The sequence below is a fragment of the Vibrio hippocampi genome (genome assembly GCF_921292975.1).
In the GTDB taxonomy this organism is placed as follows: domain Bacteria; phylum Pseudomonadota; class Gammaproteobacteria; order Enterobacterales; family Vibrionaceae; genus Vibrio; species Vibrio hippocampi.
Genome location: NZ_CAKLCM010000002.1, coordinates 2,238,413 through 2,253,741, shown reverse-complemented (window position 1 = coordinate 2,253,741; position 15,329 = coordinate 2,238,413). Strand labels below are relative to the sequence as shown.

Sequence of the window (15,329 nt, the reverse complement as noted above, 5' to 3'; positions counted from 1 at the left end):
TAACCATGGGATACACACACGCAGGACATATTGATGCACTCAACCAGAATATCGCTGAGTTATCGGACGATATTAATGTTTCGTTTGAGTTTTTCCCGCCGAGCACGCCGACAATGGAAGAAACCTTGTGGAAGTCGGTTCATCGTTTAAAAACATTACAGCCCAAGTTTGTTTCAGTCACTTACGGCGCTAATTCGGGCGAGCGTGATAGAACTCACTCCATTATTAAAGAGATCAAATCAGAGACTGGGCTGATTGCTGCTCCACACCTGACTTGTATTGACGCCTCTCGAGAGGAGTTGATTACCATTGCCGATGATTATTGGAGCAATGGTATTGAAAGCATTGTTGCGTTACGTGGTGATATTCCAGAGGGCGGCGGCGCACCAGATATGTATGCCTCTGATTTGGTGGAACTGCTTAAGTCACGCCACGATTTCGATATTTCAGTCGCTGCGTTTCCAGAGGTTCACCCTGAAGCTAAAAGTGCCCAGGCTGACTTACTCAATCTTAAACGTAAAGTTGATGCAGGCGCGAACCGTGCTATCACTCAGTTCTTCTTTGATGTTGAGTCTTATCTGCGGTTTAGAGATCGCTGTGTGGCAGCGGGCATTGATGTTGAAATCGTACCGGGTATTTTACCGGTGACAAACTTTAAGCAGGCCTCTCGTTTTGCTGCCATGAATAACGTTAAAGTGCCCGGTTGGATGCAGAAACAGTTTGAGGGTCTAGATGATGACCCAACGACACGTCAGTTAGTCGGTGCCAGCCAAGCGATTGATATGGTGCGAGTATTAAGTCGAGAGGGAGTGAAAGATTTCCACTTCTATACTCTTAACCGCGCTGAAATGACTTACGCGCTTTGTCATACTCTTGGAGTGAGACCGAACGTCGCGGTTTAAGCAATTCAGTCTGTTACGAAAATCGGTTCGTTAAAAAACAAAAACCTCTCACGCATTGCGTTGAGAGGTTTTTTTATGATTGGAAGAATAAGGGTTAGTTGATCGCTTCTAGTTCAGCAAGCGACTCTTCTGCCCAATCAATCCAAGCCTGTCTCGAAAAAATGTTTCTACGAAGGGTTAGGCGCTCAAGACGCTGTGGCTTAGTCAATGTGTTAGGGGTTGCGTAGTACGCCGCTTCAATCTCTTTGTAGTGGGCAACTAAGCGTTTTGATTCTTCAATCAACGCTTCAAGCTGAATACGAAATGCTGCAGAGGGTTGAACCGCACAAGCGGCTAGTTTTGCTGCAAACTCGTCACGCACTGTCGGGTGGACAGTTGCCTGCTCAAACCACTGACTCAGCGCGACGCGCCCTGCATCAGTGATGGCATAGACTTTACGGTCAGGTTTACCCTCTTGAGGCTCGAGAGTACAGGTTACCCACTCGCTTGAGGCCATCTTGTTAAGTTCACGATAGACTTGTTGGTGGCTCGCTTTCCAAAAGTATCCGATGTTGGCGGAAAATTCTTTAGTAATATCGTAGCCGGTTGCATCTCGTGTGCTAAGAACGGTAAGAATCACGTGTGGTAATGACATGTCTTAAATCCAAATGGTTAAACTAATATAATTATCTTCACTGACGAACACCATTCTGAAAGCAACCTGAGAGCAATCTTGCGTGACTGCCGATCAAACTGCATCGGTGTGATTGTCAGTGGCGTTTACAGGGTTTGCTTATCGAGTCTAAAACTCGAAGCAAAGACCAAACGCGGTATAACCTTATCTAAGCCATTGTCACCTAGGGGGACGATGTGATGACACCTTAACTGTTCGTGTAATTATATAGTATTGAAGTGAACAGAAGGTCAGTGTGTCAGATTGCCTAATAATAAATTAAACGATAATTATTCTCCACCTTAAAATCTAAACAAGCAGAAAATTATCGCTGTTTGAACAAAAAAGACCGCAATTTGCGGTCTTTTGTCTCAGGTATGAAACAGATTGAGTGACTAACCTGTGTTGCGCATACCCGCTGCGATACCCGCTACTGTCACCATCAGGGCTTCTTCGAGTTCCGCTTCGGTCTCTTCACTTTGACGAGTTCGATACAGAAGCTCAGACTGAAGAATGTTGAGTGGTTCGGTGTAAATATTACGAAGGCGGATAGATTCCATCCCCCAAGGATCGCTTTGCATTAAGTGGTCGTTGTTTTCTACGTTCAATACCGCAGTAATATCGCGTTGTAACTGAGAACGGAGCTTGTCGCCAAGCGGTTGTAACTCGACATCCACTAATTGCTGATCGTAATAACGAGAGACTTCGACATTACACTTGGTGTAAACCATCTCTAGCATACCAAGGCGAGTCGAGAAGAACGGCCATTCGCGGCACATCTCTTCAAGCAGCGCTTGATGACCTTTATCGATAGAGTATTGAATCGCTTCACCCGCGCCAAGCCATGCTGGCAGAAGCAGACGGTTCTGACTCCAAGAGAAGATCCATGGAATTGCACGCAGGCTTTCAACACCGCCATTCGGGTTACGTTTCGCTGGGCGAGAACCTAGCGGTAGTTTACCAAGCTCTAATTCAGGCGTTGCTTGACGGAAGTATGGAACAAAGTCAGGTTCGCCACGAACGATCTTACGGTAGGCTTCACAAGACACTTGAGACAGCACTTCCATGAGATCACGCCAGTCTTGTTTTGGCTCTGGTGGCGGCAGTAAGTTCGCTTCTAGAATGGCACTGGCATAGAGGCTAAAGCTGTTTACCGCGATTTCGGGGAGACCAAGCTTAAAGCGAATCATCTCGCCTTGCTCCGTCACACGCAGACCGCCTTTTAGGCTCTTTGGTGGCTGAGAAAGAAGCGCAGCATGCGCAGGCGCACCACCACGACCGATAGTACCGCCGCGACCGTGGAATAGCGTTAATTCAATCCCCGCTTCGTCAGCGACTTCAACGAGGGCTTCCATTGCACGATATTGTGCCCAGCCAGCGGCCATGGCACCCGCATCTTTCGCAGAATCCGAGTAACCAATCATCACCATTTGATTATTTTGAATAAAGCCACGATACCAGTCGATATCGAACAGTTGCTTCATCACATCTTCAGAGTTATTCAGGTCTTCTAGTGTCTCGAACAGTGGGCAAACATCCATACGGAATTTACAACCACACTCTTGTAGGATCAGGTGAACAGCCAATACGTCCGAAGCGGTTCTTGCCATTGAAATCACGTAGGCACCAAAGGCTTCGCGTGATTGAGAGGCGATGACTCGACAAGTATCGAGAACTTCTTGTACCTCTGGAGATGGTTGCCAATCGCGAGGTAGTAGTGGGCGTTTTGAGCTCAGTTCATTGATTAGGAATGAAATCTTGTCTTGTTCACTCCATTGGTCGTAGTCACCCAGACCAAGGTGGCGAGTCAGCTCAGAAATGACGTCTGAATGACGGGTGCTTTCTTGGCGGATATCAAGACGTACAAGATGAACACCGAAGGCTTTTACACGACGAATAGTATCAAGTAGTGAACCGTCAGCGATCAAACACATGCCACTTTCACGCAGTGATTTGTAACACGCCATCAGTGGAGTCCAAAGTTGCTCAACATCTTCAAGAATCGGTTTCTTTGGAACCTCTTGATGAGTGATTTCGGCATCCAGTACTTCGAGTGTGTTGACCAATAGGGTGCGAAGAGGTTTCAGTACGGCACGGTAAGGTTCATGGGCATCACCGGCAAGCTCTCGAACTTCATCGTTACACTTAACCATAGACAGTTCAGAGATAAGCTCTTGAATATCTTTAAGATAAAGCTCAGCCGCTTTCCAGCGTGACAACAGCATGACTTCACGAGTAATGGTGTGAGTCACAAATGGGTTACCGTCGCGGTCGCCACCCATCCAAGATGAGAAGTGCACCGGGCGAGCATCAATAGGCAGACCTTCACCAAGGTAGCCAGTGACGCGCTCATCCAGTTCACGTAGGAACTCAGGCACCGCGTCCCAAAGGGAGTTTTCAACAACGGCAAAGCCCCATTTAGCTTCATCCAGTGGTGTTGGACGCTGCTTACGAATCACGTCTGAATGCCAGCTTTGCGAAATAAGTTGTTCTAGGCGACGCTCGGTCTTCTTGCGCTCTTTGGTTGAAAGCTCATTGAGTTCAAGTTTAGATAGACACTCGTTAATCTTGACCAGTTTGTTGATCATTGTACGACGAGTAATTTCTGTCGGGTGCGCGGTAAGTACCAGCTCAATATTAAGATCACGCACAGCTTCTGCTGTGTCTAATTTGCGTACTTCTTGCTGGCTAAGCTTAGAGAATAGAGCGTCGATTGGATCCGGTACACAGACATCGGCCTCGCAACTGCGAGAAATTGTGTGGTACTGATCGGCAATATTAGTCAGGTTCAAGAATTGGTTAAATGCATGAGCAACGGGTGTTAGCTGCTCATTCGGCAGGCTTTTGATTTCTTCGATTAGCGTTACTCGATCGGCTTCATTGCCTGCACGAACTACTGATTTTGAAAGTTGGCGAATTTTCTCAACCTTCTCCAAAATAGCATCACCATGTGCTTCCTTGATGGTGTTTCCGAGCAAATGCCCAAGCATGCGTACATTGCTTTTGAGGGGGGCATATTTTTCGTTCATAGTCATCCTGCCTTGTAATTTAACTACATCCATTTTCCCTTTCGGGGCTCACAATCTAACGAAAAACGCTAGTCGGAGTCAAATAAAGTAAACCTAGTTTGCACTTTTTATCGTTGAGGCAAGTGTACACTAGGCCTGACTCAAATCGTTATTATTACTGAAAATTTATTACATTTTTCGTTTTAACCAAAGCAATATTGATGGATTGCTTTGCGAATAATTTTTATCGTCGGGTCGATAAAATCTAAACTTAAGAACTCATCGGGCTGGTGAGCTTGGTCGATAGAACCGGGGCCGAGCACCAATGTTGGACAAAGCTGCTGCAGGAACGGCGCTTCTGTACAGTAGTTCACCGTTTCGGAATTCTGTTCACATAGGCTTTCCATGCCTTGTACAAAGGGATGCTGATGATCGCATTCATAACCAGGAATGGGTTCATGCAGTGCCGTTATGCTCAGTCGCCCGGGCCATTTTGCTTCAACCTCTTGAAGGGCATCACGCAGCAAGTTGTCTAAATTGTCGAGACTGATGCCGGGTAATGGACGGACATCGTAATGCAGTTCACAGCAACCACAGATACGGTTGGCACTATCACCGCCGTGAATATGACCGAGATTCAAGGTTGGACCGGGAATAGCAAAGCCTGGATGGTGATACTCTTTAATCAAGCGATCTCTGAGCTTCATCATGGCAAACAGCACTTCGTGCATAATTTCGATAGCGTTGACCCCAAGAGCGGGATCGGATGAGTGACCTGATTTTCCGGTGACGCGAATGGCATTCGCGACATGACCTTTGTGACCTCGAATTGGCACTAGGCTTGTTGGCTCACCAATAATGCAGTAGTCCGGATCAAAGGGGGCGCTTTGCGTAAAGTGTCGCGCGCCTAGCATGGTGGTTTCTTCGTCACAGGTAGCTAAAACATACAGCGGTTTGCTCTGTTTACTCCAATCAATGCTTTTTACCGCTTCATAAATAAAAGCAAAAAAGCCTTTCATATCGGCGGTGCCTAAACCGTAGAAGCGGTTGTTCGCTTCGGTAAGGTCATGAGGGTTGAAGTTCCAACGTCCCTCATCAAAAGGCACCGTATCGCTGTGTCCTGCCAATATTAGACCACCTTCACCTTCACCCATTTTGGCAATCATGTTGTATTTATTGCTTTCAACTTCAATCACCTCGACCTGAAAGCCGAGATCGGTCATCCAAGCGGCGAGTTTTTCAATCACGGCTTTATTGCCCAGATCCCAACTAGGGTCGGTTGAACTGATGGATGGGGTACTGATGAGTCCCTTGTAGACATCTAAAAAAGTCGCTAATTGCATATTATCTTCACTTCTATGGTTGACAGATGAATCTCAAGACGGTAAAACACATATTAAATCAAAATTAATGAATAAAAAATCAATTTAAAGCGATTTTTTTATATTACTACTCATTAATGCTTGGGTTCATCGAATTAATAACGGACGTAAAGTGATGCTAAAAACCACTATTATCGGCGCCAGCGGCTACACAGGAGCAGAATTAGCTCTGATGGTCTGCAAACATCCGCAGCTCAAGCTATCAGGTTTGTATGTTTCCGCCAATAGTGTTGATGCCGGAAAACCGATTTCTCAACTGCACGGTAAATTAGGCGGTGTGGTTGATATGCCTGTTCAAGCGCTTACCGATGTTGCTCAAGTAGCGGCACAGAGTGATGTGGTGTTTTTAGCAACGGCGCATGAAGTGAGCCATGATCTTGCCCCGACGTTTTTAGAGCAGGGCTGTCAGGTATTTGATTTGTCCGGCGCTTACCGTGTCCAGAGTGACAGCTTCTATACCCAGTTTTATGGCTTTGAACACCAAAATGCCAACTGGCTAGAACAAGCGGTATATGGTCTTGCGGAGTGGAACAGTGCCGCGATCCAGCAGGCACAACTAGTAGCGGTGCCGGGTTGTTACCCGACGGCTTCTCAATTGGCGATCAAGCCCTTGCTAGAAAAACAACTACTGGATACTCAAGTGTGGCCGGTGATCAATGCAACCAGTGGTGTTTCGGGCGCAGGGCGTAAAGCGAGTATGACCAATAGCTTTTGTGAGGTGAGCTTGCAACCTTATGGCATTTTTAATCATAGACACCAACCTGAGATTGCCACGCATCTGGGCTGTGATGTGATTTTTACTCCTCATCTTGGCAACTTTAAACGCGGTATTTTGGCGACGATCACCATGAAGTTGGCAGACGGCGTGAGTGAACAACAGGTTGCGGAAGCCTTCTCCGTTTATGCTGATACGCCATGTGTACGTGTAAAAAATAGCATTCCAAGAATACAAGATGTTGAAAATACGCCGTTTTGTGATATTGGTTGGCAGGTGCAAGGACAGCATATTATCGTGGTTTCTGCGATTGATAACCTGCTTAAAGGGGCATCGAGTCAAGCGATGCAATGTTTGAATATTAAAAATCAATTCGCCGAATTGACGGCACTCGTCTAGCAAAGGAGCTTGCTATGAACTCTACTTCATCACAATCCGTGCCGTTGGTCATCAAATTAGGTGGCGCTGCGCTTTCATGCACAAAGACTCTAGGGGATTTGTTTGGCGCAATTTCTCAATATCAGCAGCAAGCTCAGCGTGAAATTATTATTGTTCATGGTGGCGGTTATCTAGTCGATGAATTGATGCAGAAATTGCAGCTTCCGGTTGAAAAAAAACAAGGGCTACGCGTGACACCCTATGACCAAATTGGGGTGATTGCAGGTGCGTTGGCTGGGACTGCAAACAAACTATTGCAAGGCGACGCTATTAAAGCGGGCTTGAATACGGTAGGTCTTAGCTTGGCTGATGGTGGTCTGTGCCAAATTGTTGAGCTTGATCCAGAACTGGGCGCAGTCGGTGCGGCTTCTCCGGGTAATTCAGCGTTATTAAAAGCGGTGCTATCAACGGGTGCGCTGCCCATTATTAGTTCAATTGGTCACACGGCAGAAGGTCAGATCATGAATGTCAACGCCGACCAAGCCGCTGTTGCCGTTGCGGGTGCTTTAGATGCAGAGCTCGTTTTGCTGTCAGATGTCAGCGGTGTACTGGATGGTAAAGGACACTTGTTATCGAGTTTAAGCGCTGAACAAGCAGAGTCTTTGATTGCAGGGAAAGTGATCACTGATGGCATGATTGTGAAAGTACGAGCGGCACTGACGGCAGCCAATGACTTAGGTCGTCCCATTGAAGTCGCTACTTGGCGCTATCCAGAAAAACTGACGGAGTTGTTCGCAGGGAACAGCATCGGAACACAATTTGTACCCAATTAATCTTAATGTTTATTATACCGATGCGCTGACCGCCTCAGGCACGGATTTCAGGAGAGAAATAAAATGAGTAAACCATCTGTAAACAAGGTAGTTGTGGCCTATTCTGGCGGTCTTGATACCTCAGTAATCATCCCATGGCTAAAAGAGAACTATGACTGTGAAGTGGTGGCGTTTGTCGCTGATGTGGGTCAGGGTGAAGAAGAGTTGGTTGGTATCGAAGAGAAAGCGAAAGCTTCAGGTGCTTCCGAGTGTTACGTGGTCGATCTTAAAGAAGAAATGGTCGCTGACTACATTTACCCAACACTAAAAACTGGCGCATACTACGAAGGTAAGTATTTGCTAGGGACTTCAATGGCGCGTCCAATCATTGCTAAAGCGCAAGTTGAGATCGCGCGTAAAGTAGGTGCTGATGCGCTTTGTCACGGTTGTACTGGTAAAGGTAACGACCAAGTGCGTTTTGAAGGTGCGTTTGCTGCGCTTGCGCCGGATCTTGCTGTGATTGCACCATGGCGTGAATGGGATTTGGTCAGCCGTGAAGAGTGCCTCGATTATCTTGCCGAGCGCAACATTCCTTGTAGCGCTTCACTGACCAAGATTTATTCTCGTGATGCTAACGCTTGGCATATTTCTACGGAAGGTGGCGTACTGGAAAATACTTGGAATGCGCCAAATGAAGATTGCTGGGAATGGACGGTTGCTCCTGAACAAGCACCGGATCAGGCGGAATACGTCACGCTGGAAGTGAAGCAGGGTGAAGTGGTTGCGGTTGATGGTGAGCAAATGACACCATATAACGCTTTGGTTTACCTCAATGATAAGGGTTCTAAACATGGCGTGGGTCGTATTGATATCGTTGAAAACCGTCTTGTCGGTATGAAGTCTCGTGGTTGTTATGAAACTCCAGGAGGCACCATCATGATGGAAGCATTGCGTGCCGTTGAGCAATTGGTTCTTGATAAAGCGTCGTATGAATTCCGTGAAGAGTTAGGTGTCAAAGCATCACACCTTGTTTACGATGGTCGTTGGTTTACACCGCTATGTAGCTCAATTCTTGCGGCATCAGAAGAGTTAGCGAAAGATGTGAATGGTGAAGTGGTGGTGAAACTCTACAAGGGTCAAGCAACCGTCACGCAAAAACGCAGTGATAACAGCTTGTATTCAGAAGAGTTTGCGACTTTTGGTGAAGACGACGTGTATGACCAAAGCCATGCGGGCGGCTTTATCCGTCTTTACTCACTTGCAAGTCGTATCAGAGCGCTAAACGCAGCGAAAAAATAATTAACATTGATTGTTTGACCGTTAATCACCCCATTTGGTAACAAATGGGGTTTTCTTTTTGCAGTAAAAGTGATTAATAACTTATGCTTACGGGAATGAAACGCGAGCACTTGAGTGCCTTGCCTTAATCATAATAAACATAAGTAGAAAATTATTTTGAATACTTATGTGGAATTAATGAATTTTTACTTTATTTTTAGCCGCAATTGCCGTAACTTTAAGCTTATCGATTTAGGCATCGTTTTTCATCGTTCAGTACACGGCAAAGACCGAGCAGTTTAGGAGAGACACAATGGCATTATGGGGCGGAAGATTTACCCAAGCAGCAGATACGAGATTCAAAGACTTCAATGATTCATTGCGCTTTGATTATCGACTTGCTGAGCAAGATATTGTTGGCTCCATTGCTTGGTCAAAAGCGTTAGTATCGGTGAATGTACTCACCGAAGATGAGCAGCAAAAACTAGAATTAGCGCTGAATGAACTTAAATTAGAAGTGATGGAAGATCCTGAACAGATCTTGCGTTCTGATGCCGAAGATATCCATAGTTGGGTCGAGCAGCAACTGATAGGCAAAGTGGGCGACTTGGGCAAGAAGCTTCATACCGGGCGTTCTCGTAATGACCAAGTCGCGACGGATCTTAAACTTTGGTGTCGTCAACAAGGACAACAACTGCTGCTAGGGCTAGATAGACTGCAAATGCAGATGGTTGAAGTAGCAAAAGCACATCAAGGCACGGTACTGCCAGGCTACACTCACCTGCAAAGAGCTCAGCCTGTCACATTTGCTCACTGGTGTTTGGCGTATGTCGAAATGTTCGAGCGTGACTACTCCCGTCTTGAGGATGCCATCAAGCGTCTAGACACATGCCCGTTGGGTTCTGGGGCGTTAGCGGGTACCGCTTATCCTATGGACCGTGAGCAGTTAGCCCACAATCTTGGTTTCCACCGTGCAACCCGTAATAGTCTCGATTCGGTTTCTGATCGTGACCATGTTATGGAGTTAATGTCGATTGCCTCTATCTCTATGCTGCACCTTTCTCGTCTTGCAGAAGATATGATTTTTTATAATTCCGGTGAGTCGAACTTTATTGAGCTAGCGGATACGGTCACTTCTGGATCGTCTCTGATGCCACAAAAGAAAAACCCAGATGCATTGGAGTTGATTCGTGGTAAGACTGGGCGTGTTTATGGTTCGCTTGCTGGCATGATGATGACGGTAAAAGCTTTGCCTTTGGCTTATAACAAAGATATGCAGGAAGACAAGGAAGGGCTGTTTGACGCTCTAGATACTTGGAATGATTGTATGGAGATGGCAGCGCTTTGCTTTGATGGGATTAAAGTCAATGGCGAGCGTACACTAGAAGCTGCGAAGCAAGGCTACGCCAATTCTACAGAGTTGGCGGATTATCTGGTGGCGAAAGGGATCCCATTCCGTGAAGCTCACCATATTGTGGGGGTTGCCGTGGTGAGTGCGATAGCCAAAGGCTGCGCATTAGAAGAGTTATCAATTGAGGAACTCAAACAGTTCTCGGAAGTTATTGATAGCGATGTGTACGAAATCCTAACGATTGAAAGCTGCTTAGAAAAACGCAGTGCGCTAGGTGGAGTCTCACCAACACAAGTGAACTATGCGGTGAATCAAGCGGAGAAACGTTTACTCGCGAGAGATAACTCGAAAGTGAAAGTACGCTCGGCGAGATTGACGGACATTGATGCACTTGAAAGCATGGTTGCTTATTGGGCGAATCTCGGTGAAAACCTACCACGCAATCGCAATGAATTAGTCAGAGACATCGGTTCATTTGCGGTAGCAGAGCATCATGGTGAAGTGACCGGTTGTGCATCGCTGTATGTGTATGACTCTGGGTTGGCGGAAATTCGTTCTCTAGGAGTAGAAGCTGGATGGCAGGGACAAGGTCAAGGTACCGCGATTGTTCAACACCTTGTTGAGAAGGCGCGTAAAATGGCCATCAAGAAAGTGTTTGTACTAACGCGTACTCCTGAATTCTTTATGAAGCATGACTTTATTCCGACCTCTAAAACATTGCTTCCAGAAAAAGTGCTAAAAGATTGCGACCAATGCCCAAGACAGCACGCTTGTGATGAAGTGGCATTGGAAGTGAACCTTGTTGAACAGGTTATTGCCAAGGTGAATGTCGCTTAACTATCTGAAAAATAGTTAGATTAAAAATTAAATTAATTTAATTTAGAAAATTCATCAGAAACATTGAACCAACAGGAAAAGGCGGAGTCTACTAAAGTACCACTGCTTTTTCTTAGAAGAATCTAAGAAGGCCCCAAGTCAGTTTTGACTCTGGGGCTTTTTTCTTTTCAGCCCCTATCCCCTAAAATCTAGCCCCTAAAACCTAGAAGCACAGATAACCAAACAAACCTATTGATAGTCAACCCCTAATATTGATATTGTACTCATAGTTATTTTCTATCGGAGAGAAACATGAACATTCGAGATTTCGAGTACCTAGTCGCGTTGGCGGAGCATAAGCATTTTCGCAAGGCTGCGGAGGCTTGTTTTGTGAGTCAGCCGACCTTGAGTGGTCAGATCCGAAAGCTTGAAGATGAGATTGGCACTTCTCTGTTAGAGCGCAGCAGCCGTCGCGTGCTATTTACCGATGCGGGCTTACAGCTGGTGGACCAAGCGCAGCGCGTTTTGAAAGAAGTGAAAACCTTTCGAGAAATGGCTGCGGGTCAAAGTGGTGAGATGACAGGACCGATGCATATTGGTTTTATCCCAACCGTGGGACCTTACTTATTGCCTAAAATTGTTCCAAGACTCAAAGAAGCGTTTCCTGATCTGGAGTTGTATCTGCACGAAGCCCAAACCCATCAACTGGTTCGCCAATTAGAGGATGGAAAATTGGATTGCTTGGTACTGGCTTCGGTTCCAGAGACCGCCCCATTTAAAGAGATTGAGGTTTACAATGAACCACTAAGTATCGCCATCCCTTGTGATCACGAATGGGCAAGTCTATCTGAGATTGAAATGGATCAGTTGGAAGGTAAAACGGTTCTGTCATTAGGGGATGGGCACTGTTTACGTGATCAAGCTTTGGGCTATTGCTTTGCTGCCGGAGCAAAAGATGATGAGCGTTTCAAAGCGACCAGCCTAGAAACTTTACGCAATATGGTGGCGGCAGGAGCGGGTATCACATTATTACCTGAGTTATCTTTGCCGTTAGATAAAGTAAAAGATGGCGTCTGCTATGTTAAAGCTGTCAATCCAACACCAGCAAGAAGCTTGGTACTCGCTTATCGTCCTGGCTCACCATTGCGCCCAAGGTATGAAAGATTGGCTGCCTCGATTTCTGAATATTTAAACGCTTAAAGCCGAATGATAAAACAAGGGTCTTGTAGTTTGACCACAAGACCCTTGTTGATTTGCTAGGCAAAGGGACGATTTGTCTTGGAGATAAGCAGCCTTTGCGTAATGAACAACTCAAAGTAATATCCAGTCCAAGTACTGTCCCGTCTAAGTCATGCTCGGTCTAAGTGATGCTCGCTCTAAGTGATAAGCAGTGTCGCTAAGCCAAGAAAGACCGATAAGCCCACAACGTCAGTAATCGTGGTTAGCGCCATTCCGCCAGCTAGGGCTGGATCGATATTGAGTTTCTTTAATAAAATCGGAATGGTTACCCCAGCAATGCCCGCAACCACAAGGTTGGTTAGCATAGCGGCTGAGATGATGCCACCCAGCACCCAGTTACTCTTCCATGCGACAACAATACCGCCAATAATCAGCGCCCACAAAATACCGTTGAGTAAGCCAATGGCAGCTTCTTTAAGTAACAGTTCTCTCCGGTTACTATCACCGATATGACCCAAGGCGAGCCCGCGAATCACTAGAGCGATCGTTTGGTTACCGGCAACACCTCCCATAGATGGGACGATGGTCATTAAGATGGCAATAGCGGCCATTTGTTCAAGGGTCGCTTCAAACATATTGGAGACTGAAGCCGCAGCCAGCGCGGCTAATACGTTAGCGCCTAACCAGACACTGCGTCGTCTGGCTGATTTCACCACGGGTGCAAAGGTATCTTCATCATCATCCATACCTGCCATACTCATCATTGAGTGTTCTGCATCTTCACGAATGATATCGACCACATCATCAATGGTAATACGACCGACAAGATGCTGTTGACTGTCAACAACCGGCGCTGAAACCCAGTCACGACGTTCGAACAAAGAGGCAACATCGGAATCACTCGTTTCAACATGGATAGCTTCATCGGCATCGTCCATGACATCGGCGACTTTGACATCGGGCTGGCTGGTTAAAAGTGTGGCCAAAGAAAGGTGACCAATCAGCATGTCTTCATCGTCAATAACATAGAGAGCATCGGTGGCTTCCGGCAATTCACCTTTCATTCTTAGGTAACGCAACACGACATCAATATCGACGTCACCACGGATGGTGATAAAGTCGGTATTCATAATGCCGCCGGCGCTATCCTCTGGATAAGAGAGGGCGGTTTCGACACGGAGTCGATCTGCGGTGTCCATTTGCGATAGGACTTCGCGGGAAACATCGTCGGGGAGACTACGTAACACATACGCTACGTCATCGGTGTCCATCCCTTCAGTTGCTTCGGCCAACTTCTCTGGTGCCATTTTGGACACAAGACCATCTTTGACATCCTCATTCAGTTCATCGAGGATTTCACCATAGTCTTCAGGATCCGTTAGCTGCCATAAAACTTCACGACTTTTACGGGGTGAGGCTTCTAAAAGATGTGCAATATCTTCAGGTTCCATGTCCTGAAGTTGTCTACGAACATAAACGAAACGCCCATTTTCAAGCGCCTCGCTTACTTCTTGTAGGGTCTGGTGAGCTTGGTCGAATTCTATTTGCTCTGCCATTGATCCCCCTAAAGGTAAATATATTGATCAGTCGATTAATAAACGTATGTTCATTATAGAGCCTAACCAATTAGATTAATAAACAAATCATGAGTTTGCTGAGTGTGGTTAATTTTAGCAGTTGAGAGGCGGCAGCAGAGGATTATTCTTCTTCGTCGAATCTATGTTCTACCAGTTCACATACAGCATCAAGCGCGCCTTGGGCATCTTTTCCTTGCGACTTGATCGTGATGTTTTCACCTTGAGCCGACTCAAGCATAAGCAGCCCCATGACACTATCAGCCGTGGCTTCTTTGTTCTCATGATTACAGATGGTGAGTGTTGCATCAAAGCTTTGTGCTAGCTCAACCAATTTTACAGCCGCTCGAGCATGAAGACCAAGGCGGTTTTGAATAAGAACGGTGCGAGAGAGTGTCATTGTCTTCCTTGTTACTACTTTTTGTCTTCTAATGAAGTATGGCGAATTTTAACTTGATGTCCCAAGCTCATAAAATACTGCCCCAACTTTTCAGTTAGATAGACTGAACGATGTTTACCGCCAGTGCAACCAATCGCCACAGTAAGGTAGCTGCGGTTGTTTTTTTCTAGCATAGGTAACCAGCGCTCGACGAAATTTTGGATATCGGTACGCAGTTCAGCAACTTCCGGGATAACATCTAAAAATGCAATGACGGGCTCATCTAACCCGGTAAATGGTCGCAGAGCTGGTTCCCAGTGAGGGTTAGGCAAAAATCGCACATCAAATACATAGTCAGCATCTTGCGGCATACCGTTTTTAAAGCCAAAAGATTGAAACACCATAACTAGATCGCGCTTTTCTTTGCCTTCAAGCTCGACTCGAATTTTTTCACTTAAGTCGTGAATAGACTGCTGACTGGAATCGATCAGAAAGTCAGCTTGATCTCGGATAGGTGTGAGTAAGCATTTCTCGCGATCGATAGCTTGCTCTAGGCTTAATTTATCTTCAAGTTGCGAGAGAGGGTGAATGCGACGAGTTTCGCTGTAGCGTTTCAGTAATACCTCTTTTGAAGCATCAAGGAACAGGACCTGTATTTGATGTTGCTTACCTATTTGCTCAAGCTGTAGAGACAGACTCGAGAGGTTGGTCGGCAAATTACGAATATCAATGCTAACGGCAACGTTTTGATTGGAGTCTTTCGTTGTTGAAACAAAAGAATCCAAAAGGCTAACGGGTAGGTTATCGACACAGTAATACCCTAAATCTTCCAGCACTCTAAGAGCAACACTTTTACCTGCACCTGAGTGACCACTGACTATGATTAAGCGCATACTGTATTCC

Annotated in this window: 12 protein-coding genes; 6 read left to right on the top strand and 6 right to left on the bottom strand. The window is 46.1% G+C overall.

Annotated elements, in window-relative coordinates; genetic code table 11:
- Window positions 1–5 precede the first annotated feature (5 nt).
- Window positions 6–902, top strand: coding sequence for a methylenetetrahydrofolate reductase (metF, locus tag L9Q39_RS12455; protein WP_237485354.1), 897 nt, complete (start codon window positions 6–8; stop codon window positions 900–902).
- A 94-nt stretch (window positions 903–996) separates the two neighbouring features.
- On the opposite strand, the gene L9Q39_RS12450 is transcribed toward metF, so the two are convergent.
- The 3 genes from L9Q39_RS12450 to argE all read right to left on the bottom strand — a co-directional run bounded on the left by L9Q39_RS12450 (window position 997) and on the right by argE (window position 5,905).
- Entirely contained in the window at window positions 997–1,536 is a 540-nt protein-coding gene (locus tag L9Q39_RS12450; RefSeq protein WP_237485353.1) for a PadR family transcriptional regulator, read from the bottom strand.
- A gap of 413 nt (window positions 1,537–1,949) precedes the next feature.
- A complete protein-coding gene (ppc, locus tag L9Q39_RS12445) occupies window positions 1,950–4,583 on the bottom strand; it encodes a phosphoenolpyruvate carboxylase (RefSeq protein WP_237485352.1) in 2,634 nt (877 codons plus the stop codon).
- A 182-nt stretch (window positions 4,584–4,765) separates the two neighbouring features.
- Entirely contained in the window at window positions 4,766–5,905 is a 1,140-nt protein-coding gene (gene argE / locus L9Q39_RS12440; protein ID WP_237485351.1) for an acetylornithine deacetylase, read from the bottom strand.
- A 154-nt stretch (window positions 5,906–6,059) separates the two neighbouring features.
- On the opposite strand from argE, the gene argC reads away from it, so the two are divergent.
- The 5 genes from argC to oxyR all read left to right on the top strand — a co-directional run bounded on the left by argC (window position 6,060) and on the right by oxyR (window position 12,494).
- On the top strand, window positions 6,060–7,058 hold the full coding sequence (gene argC, locus L9Q39_RS12435; RefSeq protein WP_237485350.1) for an N-acetyl-gamma-glutamyl-phosphate reductase: 999 nt from the start codon (window positions 6,060–6,062) through the stop codon (window positions 7,056–7,058).
- Window positions 7,059–7,072: 14 nt separating this feature from the next.
- The gene (argB, locus tag L9Q39_RS12430) at window positions 7,073–7,870 is read left to right on the top strand and encodes an acetylglutamate kinase (protein WP_237485349.1); all 798 of its coding nucleotides are present in this window, start codon (window positions 7,073–7,075) and stop codon (window positions 7,868–7,870) included.
- Window positions 7,871–7,933: 63 nt separating this feature from the next.
- The gene (locus tag L9Q39_RS12425) at window positions 7,934–9,148 is read left to right on the top strand and encodes an argininosuccinate synthase (RefSeq protein WP_237485348.1); all 1,215 of its coding nucleotides are present in this window, start codon (window positions 7,934–7,936) and stop codon (window positions 9,146–9,148) included.
- A gap of 292 nt (window positions 9,149–9,440) precedes the next feature.
- Window positions 9,441–11,315, top strand: coding sequence for an argininosuccinate lyase (gene argH, locus L9Q39_RS12420; protein ID WP_237485347.1), 1,875 nt, complete (start codon window positions 9,441–9,443; stop codon window positions 11,313–11,315).
- Window positions 11,316–11,606: 291 nt separating this feature from the next.
- Window positions 11,607–12,494 carry a DNA-binding transcriptional regulator OxyR gene (gene oxyR / locus L9Q39_RS12415; RefSeq protein ID WP_237485346.1) on the top strand — a complete coding sequence of 296 codons (888 nt, stop codon included), beginning with the start codon at window positions 11,607–11,609 and terminating at the stop codon, window positions 12,492–12,494.
- A 176-nt stretch (window positions 12,495–12,670) separates the two neighbouring features.
- Here the strand turns inward: oxyR and mgtE are convergent, their stop codons facing one another.
- From mgtE to rapZ, 3 genes are all read right to left on the bottom strand, one after another.
- Window positions 12,671–14,029 carry a magnesium transporter gene (gene mgtE / locus L9Q39_RS12410; RefSeq protein WP_237485345.1) on the bottom strand — a complete coding sequence of 453 codons (1,359 nt, stop codon included), beginning with the start codon at window positions 14,027–14,029 and terminating at the stop codon, window positions 12,671–12,673.
- 142 nt (window positions 14,030–14,171) lie between these two features.
- Window positions 14,172–14,447 carry an HPr family phosphocarrier protein gene (locus tag L9Q39_RS12405; protein ID WP_237485344.1) on the bottom strand — a complete coding sequence of 92 codons (276 nt, stop codon included), beginning with the start codon at window positions 14,445–14,447 and terminating at the stop codon, window positions 14,172–14,174.
- A 14-nt stretch (window positions 14,448–14,461) separates the two neighbouring features.
- On the bottom strand, window positions 14,462–15,319 hold the full coding sequence (gene rapZ / locus L9Q39_RS12400; protein ID WP_237485343.1) for an RNase adapter RapZ: 858 nt from the start codon (window positions 15,317–15,319) through the stop codon (window positions 14,462–14,464).
- Window positions 15,320–15,329 lie beyond the last annotated feature (10 nt).

Excerpts from the sequence above, each read along its gene's own strand:
- metF (WP_237485354.1), top strand. The coding sequence starts at position 6 with ATGGGATACACACACGCAGGACATATTGATGCACTCAACCAGAATATC.
- L9Q39_RS12450 (WP_237485353.1), bottom strand. The coding sequence starts at position 1,536 with ATGTCATTACCACACGTGATTCTTACCGTTCTTAGCACACGAGATGCA.
- ppc (WP_237485352.1), bottom strand. The coding sequence starts at position 4,583 with ATGAACGAAAAATATGCCCCCCTCAAAAGCAATGTACGCATGCTTGGG.
- argE (WP_237485351.1), bottom strand. The coding sequence starts at position 5,905 with ATGCAATTAGCGACTTTTTTAGATGTCTACAAGGGACTCATCAGTACC.
- argC (WP_237485350.1), top strand. The coding sequence starts at position 6,060 with ATGCTAAAAACCACTATTATCGGCGCCAGCGGCTACACAGGAGCAGAA.
- argB (WP_237485349.1), top strand. The coding sequence starts at position 7,073 with ATGAACTCTACTTCATCACAATCCGTGCCGTTGGTCATCAAATTAGGT.
- L9Q39_RS12425 (WP_237485348.1), top strand. The coding sequence starts at position 7,934 with ATGAGTAAACCATCTGTAAACAAGGTAGTTGTGGCCTATTCTGGCGGT.
- argH (WP_237485347.1), top strand. The coding sequence starts at position 9,441 with ATGGCATTATGGGGCGGAAGATTTACCCAAGCAGCAGATACGAGATTC.
- oxyR (WP_237485346.1), top strand. The coding sequence starts at position 11,607 with ATGAACATTCGAGATTTCGAGTACCTAGTCGCGTTGGCGGAGCATAAG.
- mgtE (WP_237485345.1), bottom strand. The coding sequence starts at position 14,029 with ATGGCAGAGCAAATAGAATTCGACCAAGCTCACCAGACCCTACAAGAA.
- L9Q39_RS12405 (WP_237485344.1), bottom strand. The coding sequence starts at position 14,447 with ATGACACTCTCTCGCACCGTTCTTATTCAAAACCGCCTTGGTCTTCAT.
- rapZ (WP_237485343.1), bottom strand. The coding sequence starts at position 15,319 with ATGCGCTTAATCATAGTCAGTGGTCACTCAGGTGCAGGTAAAAGTGTT.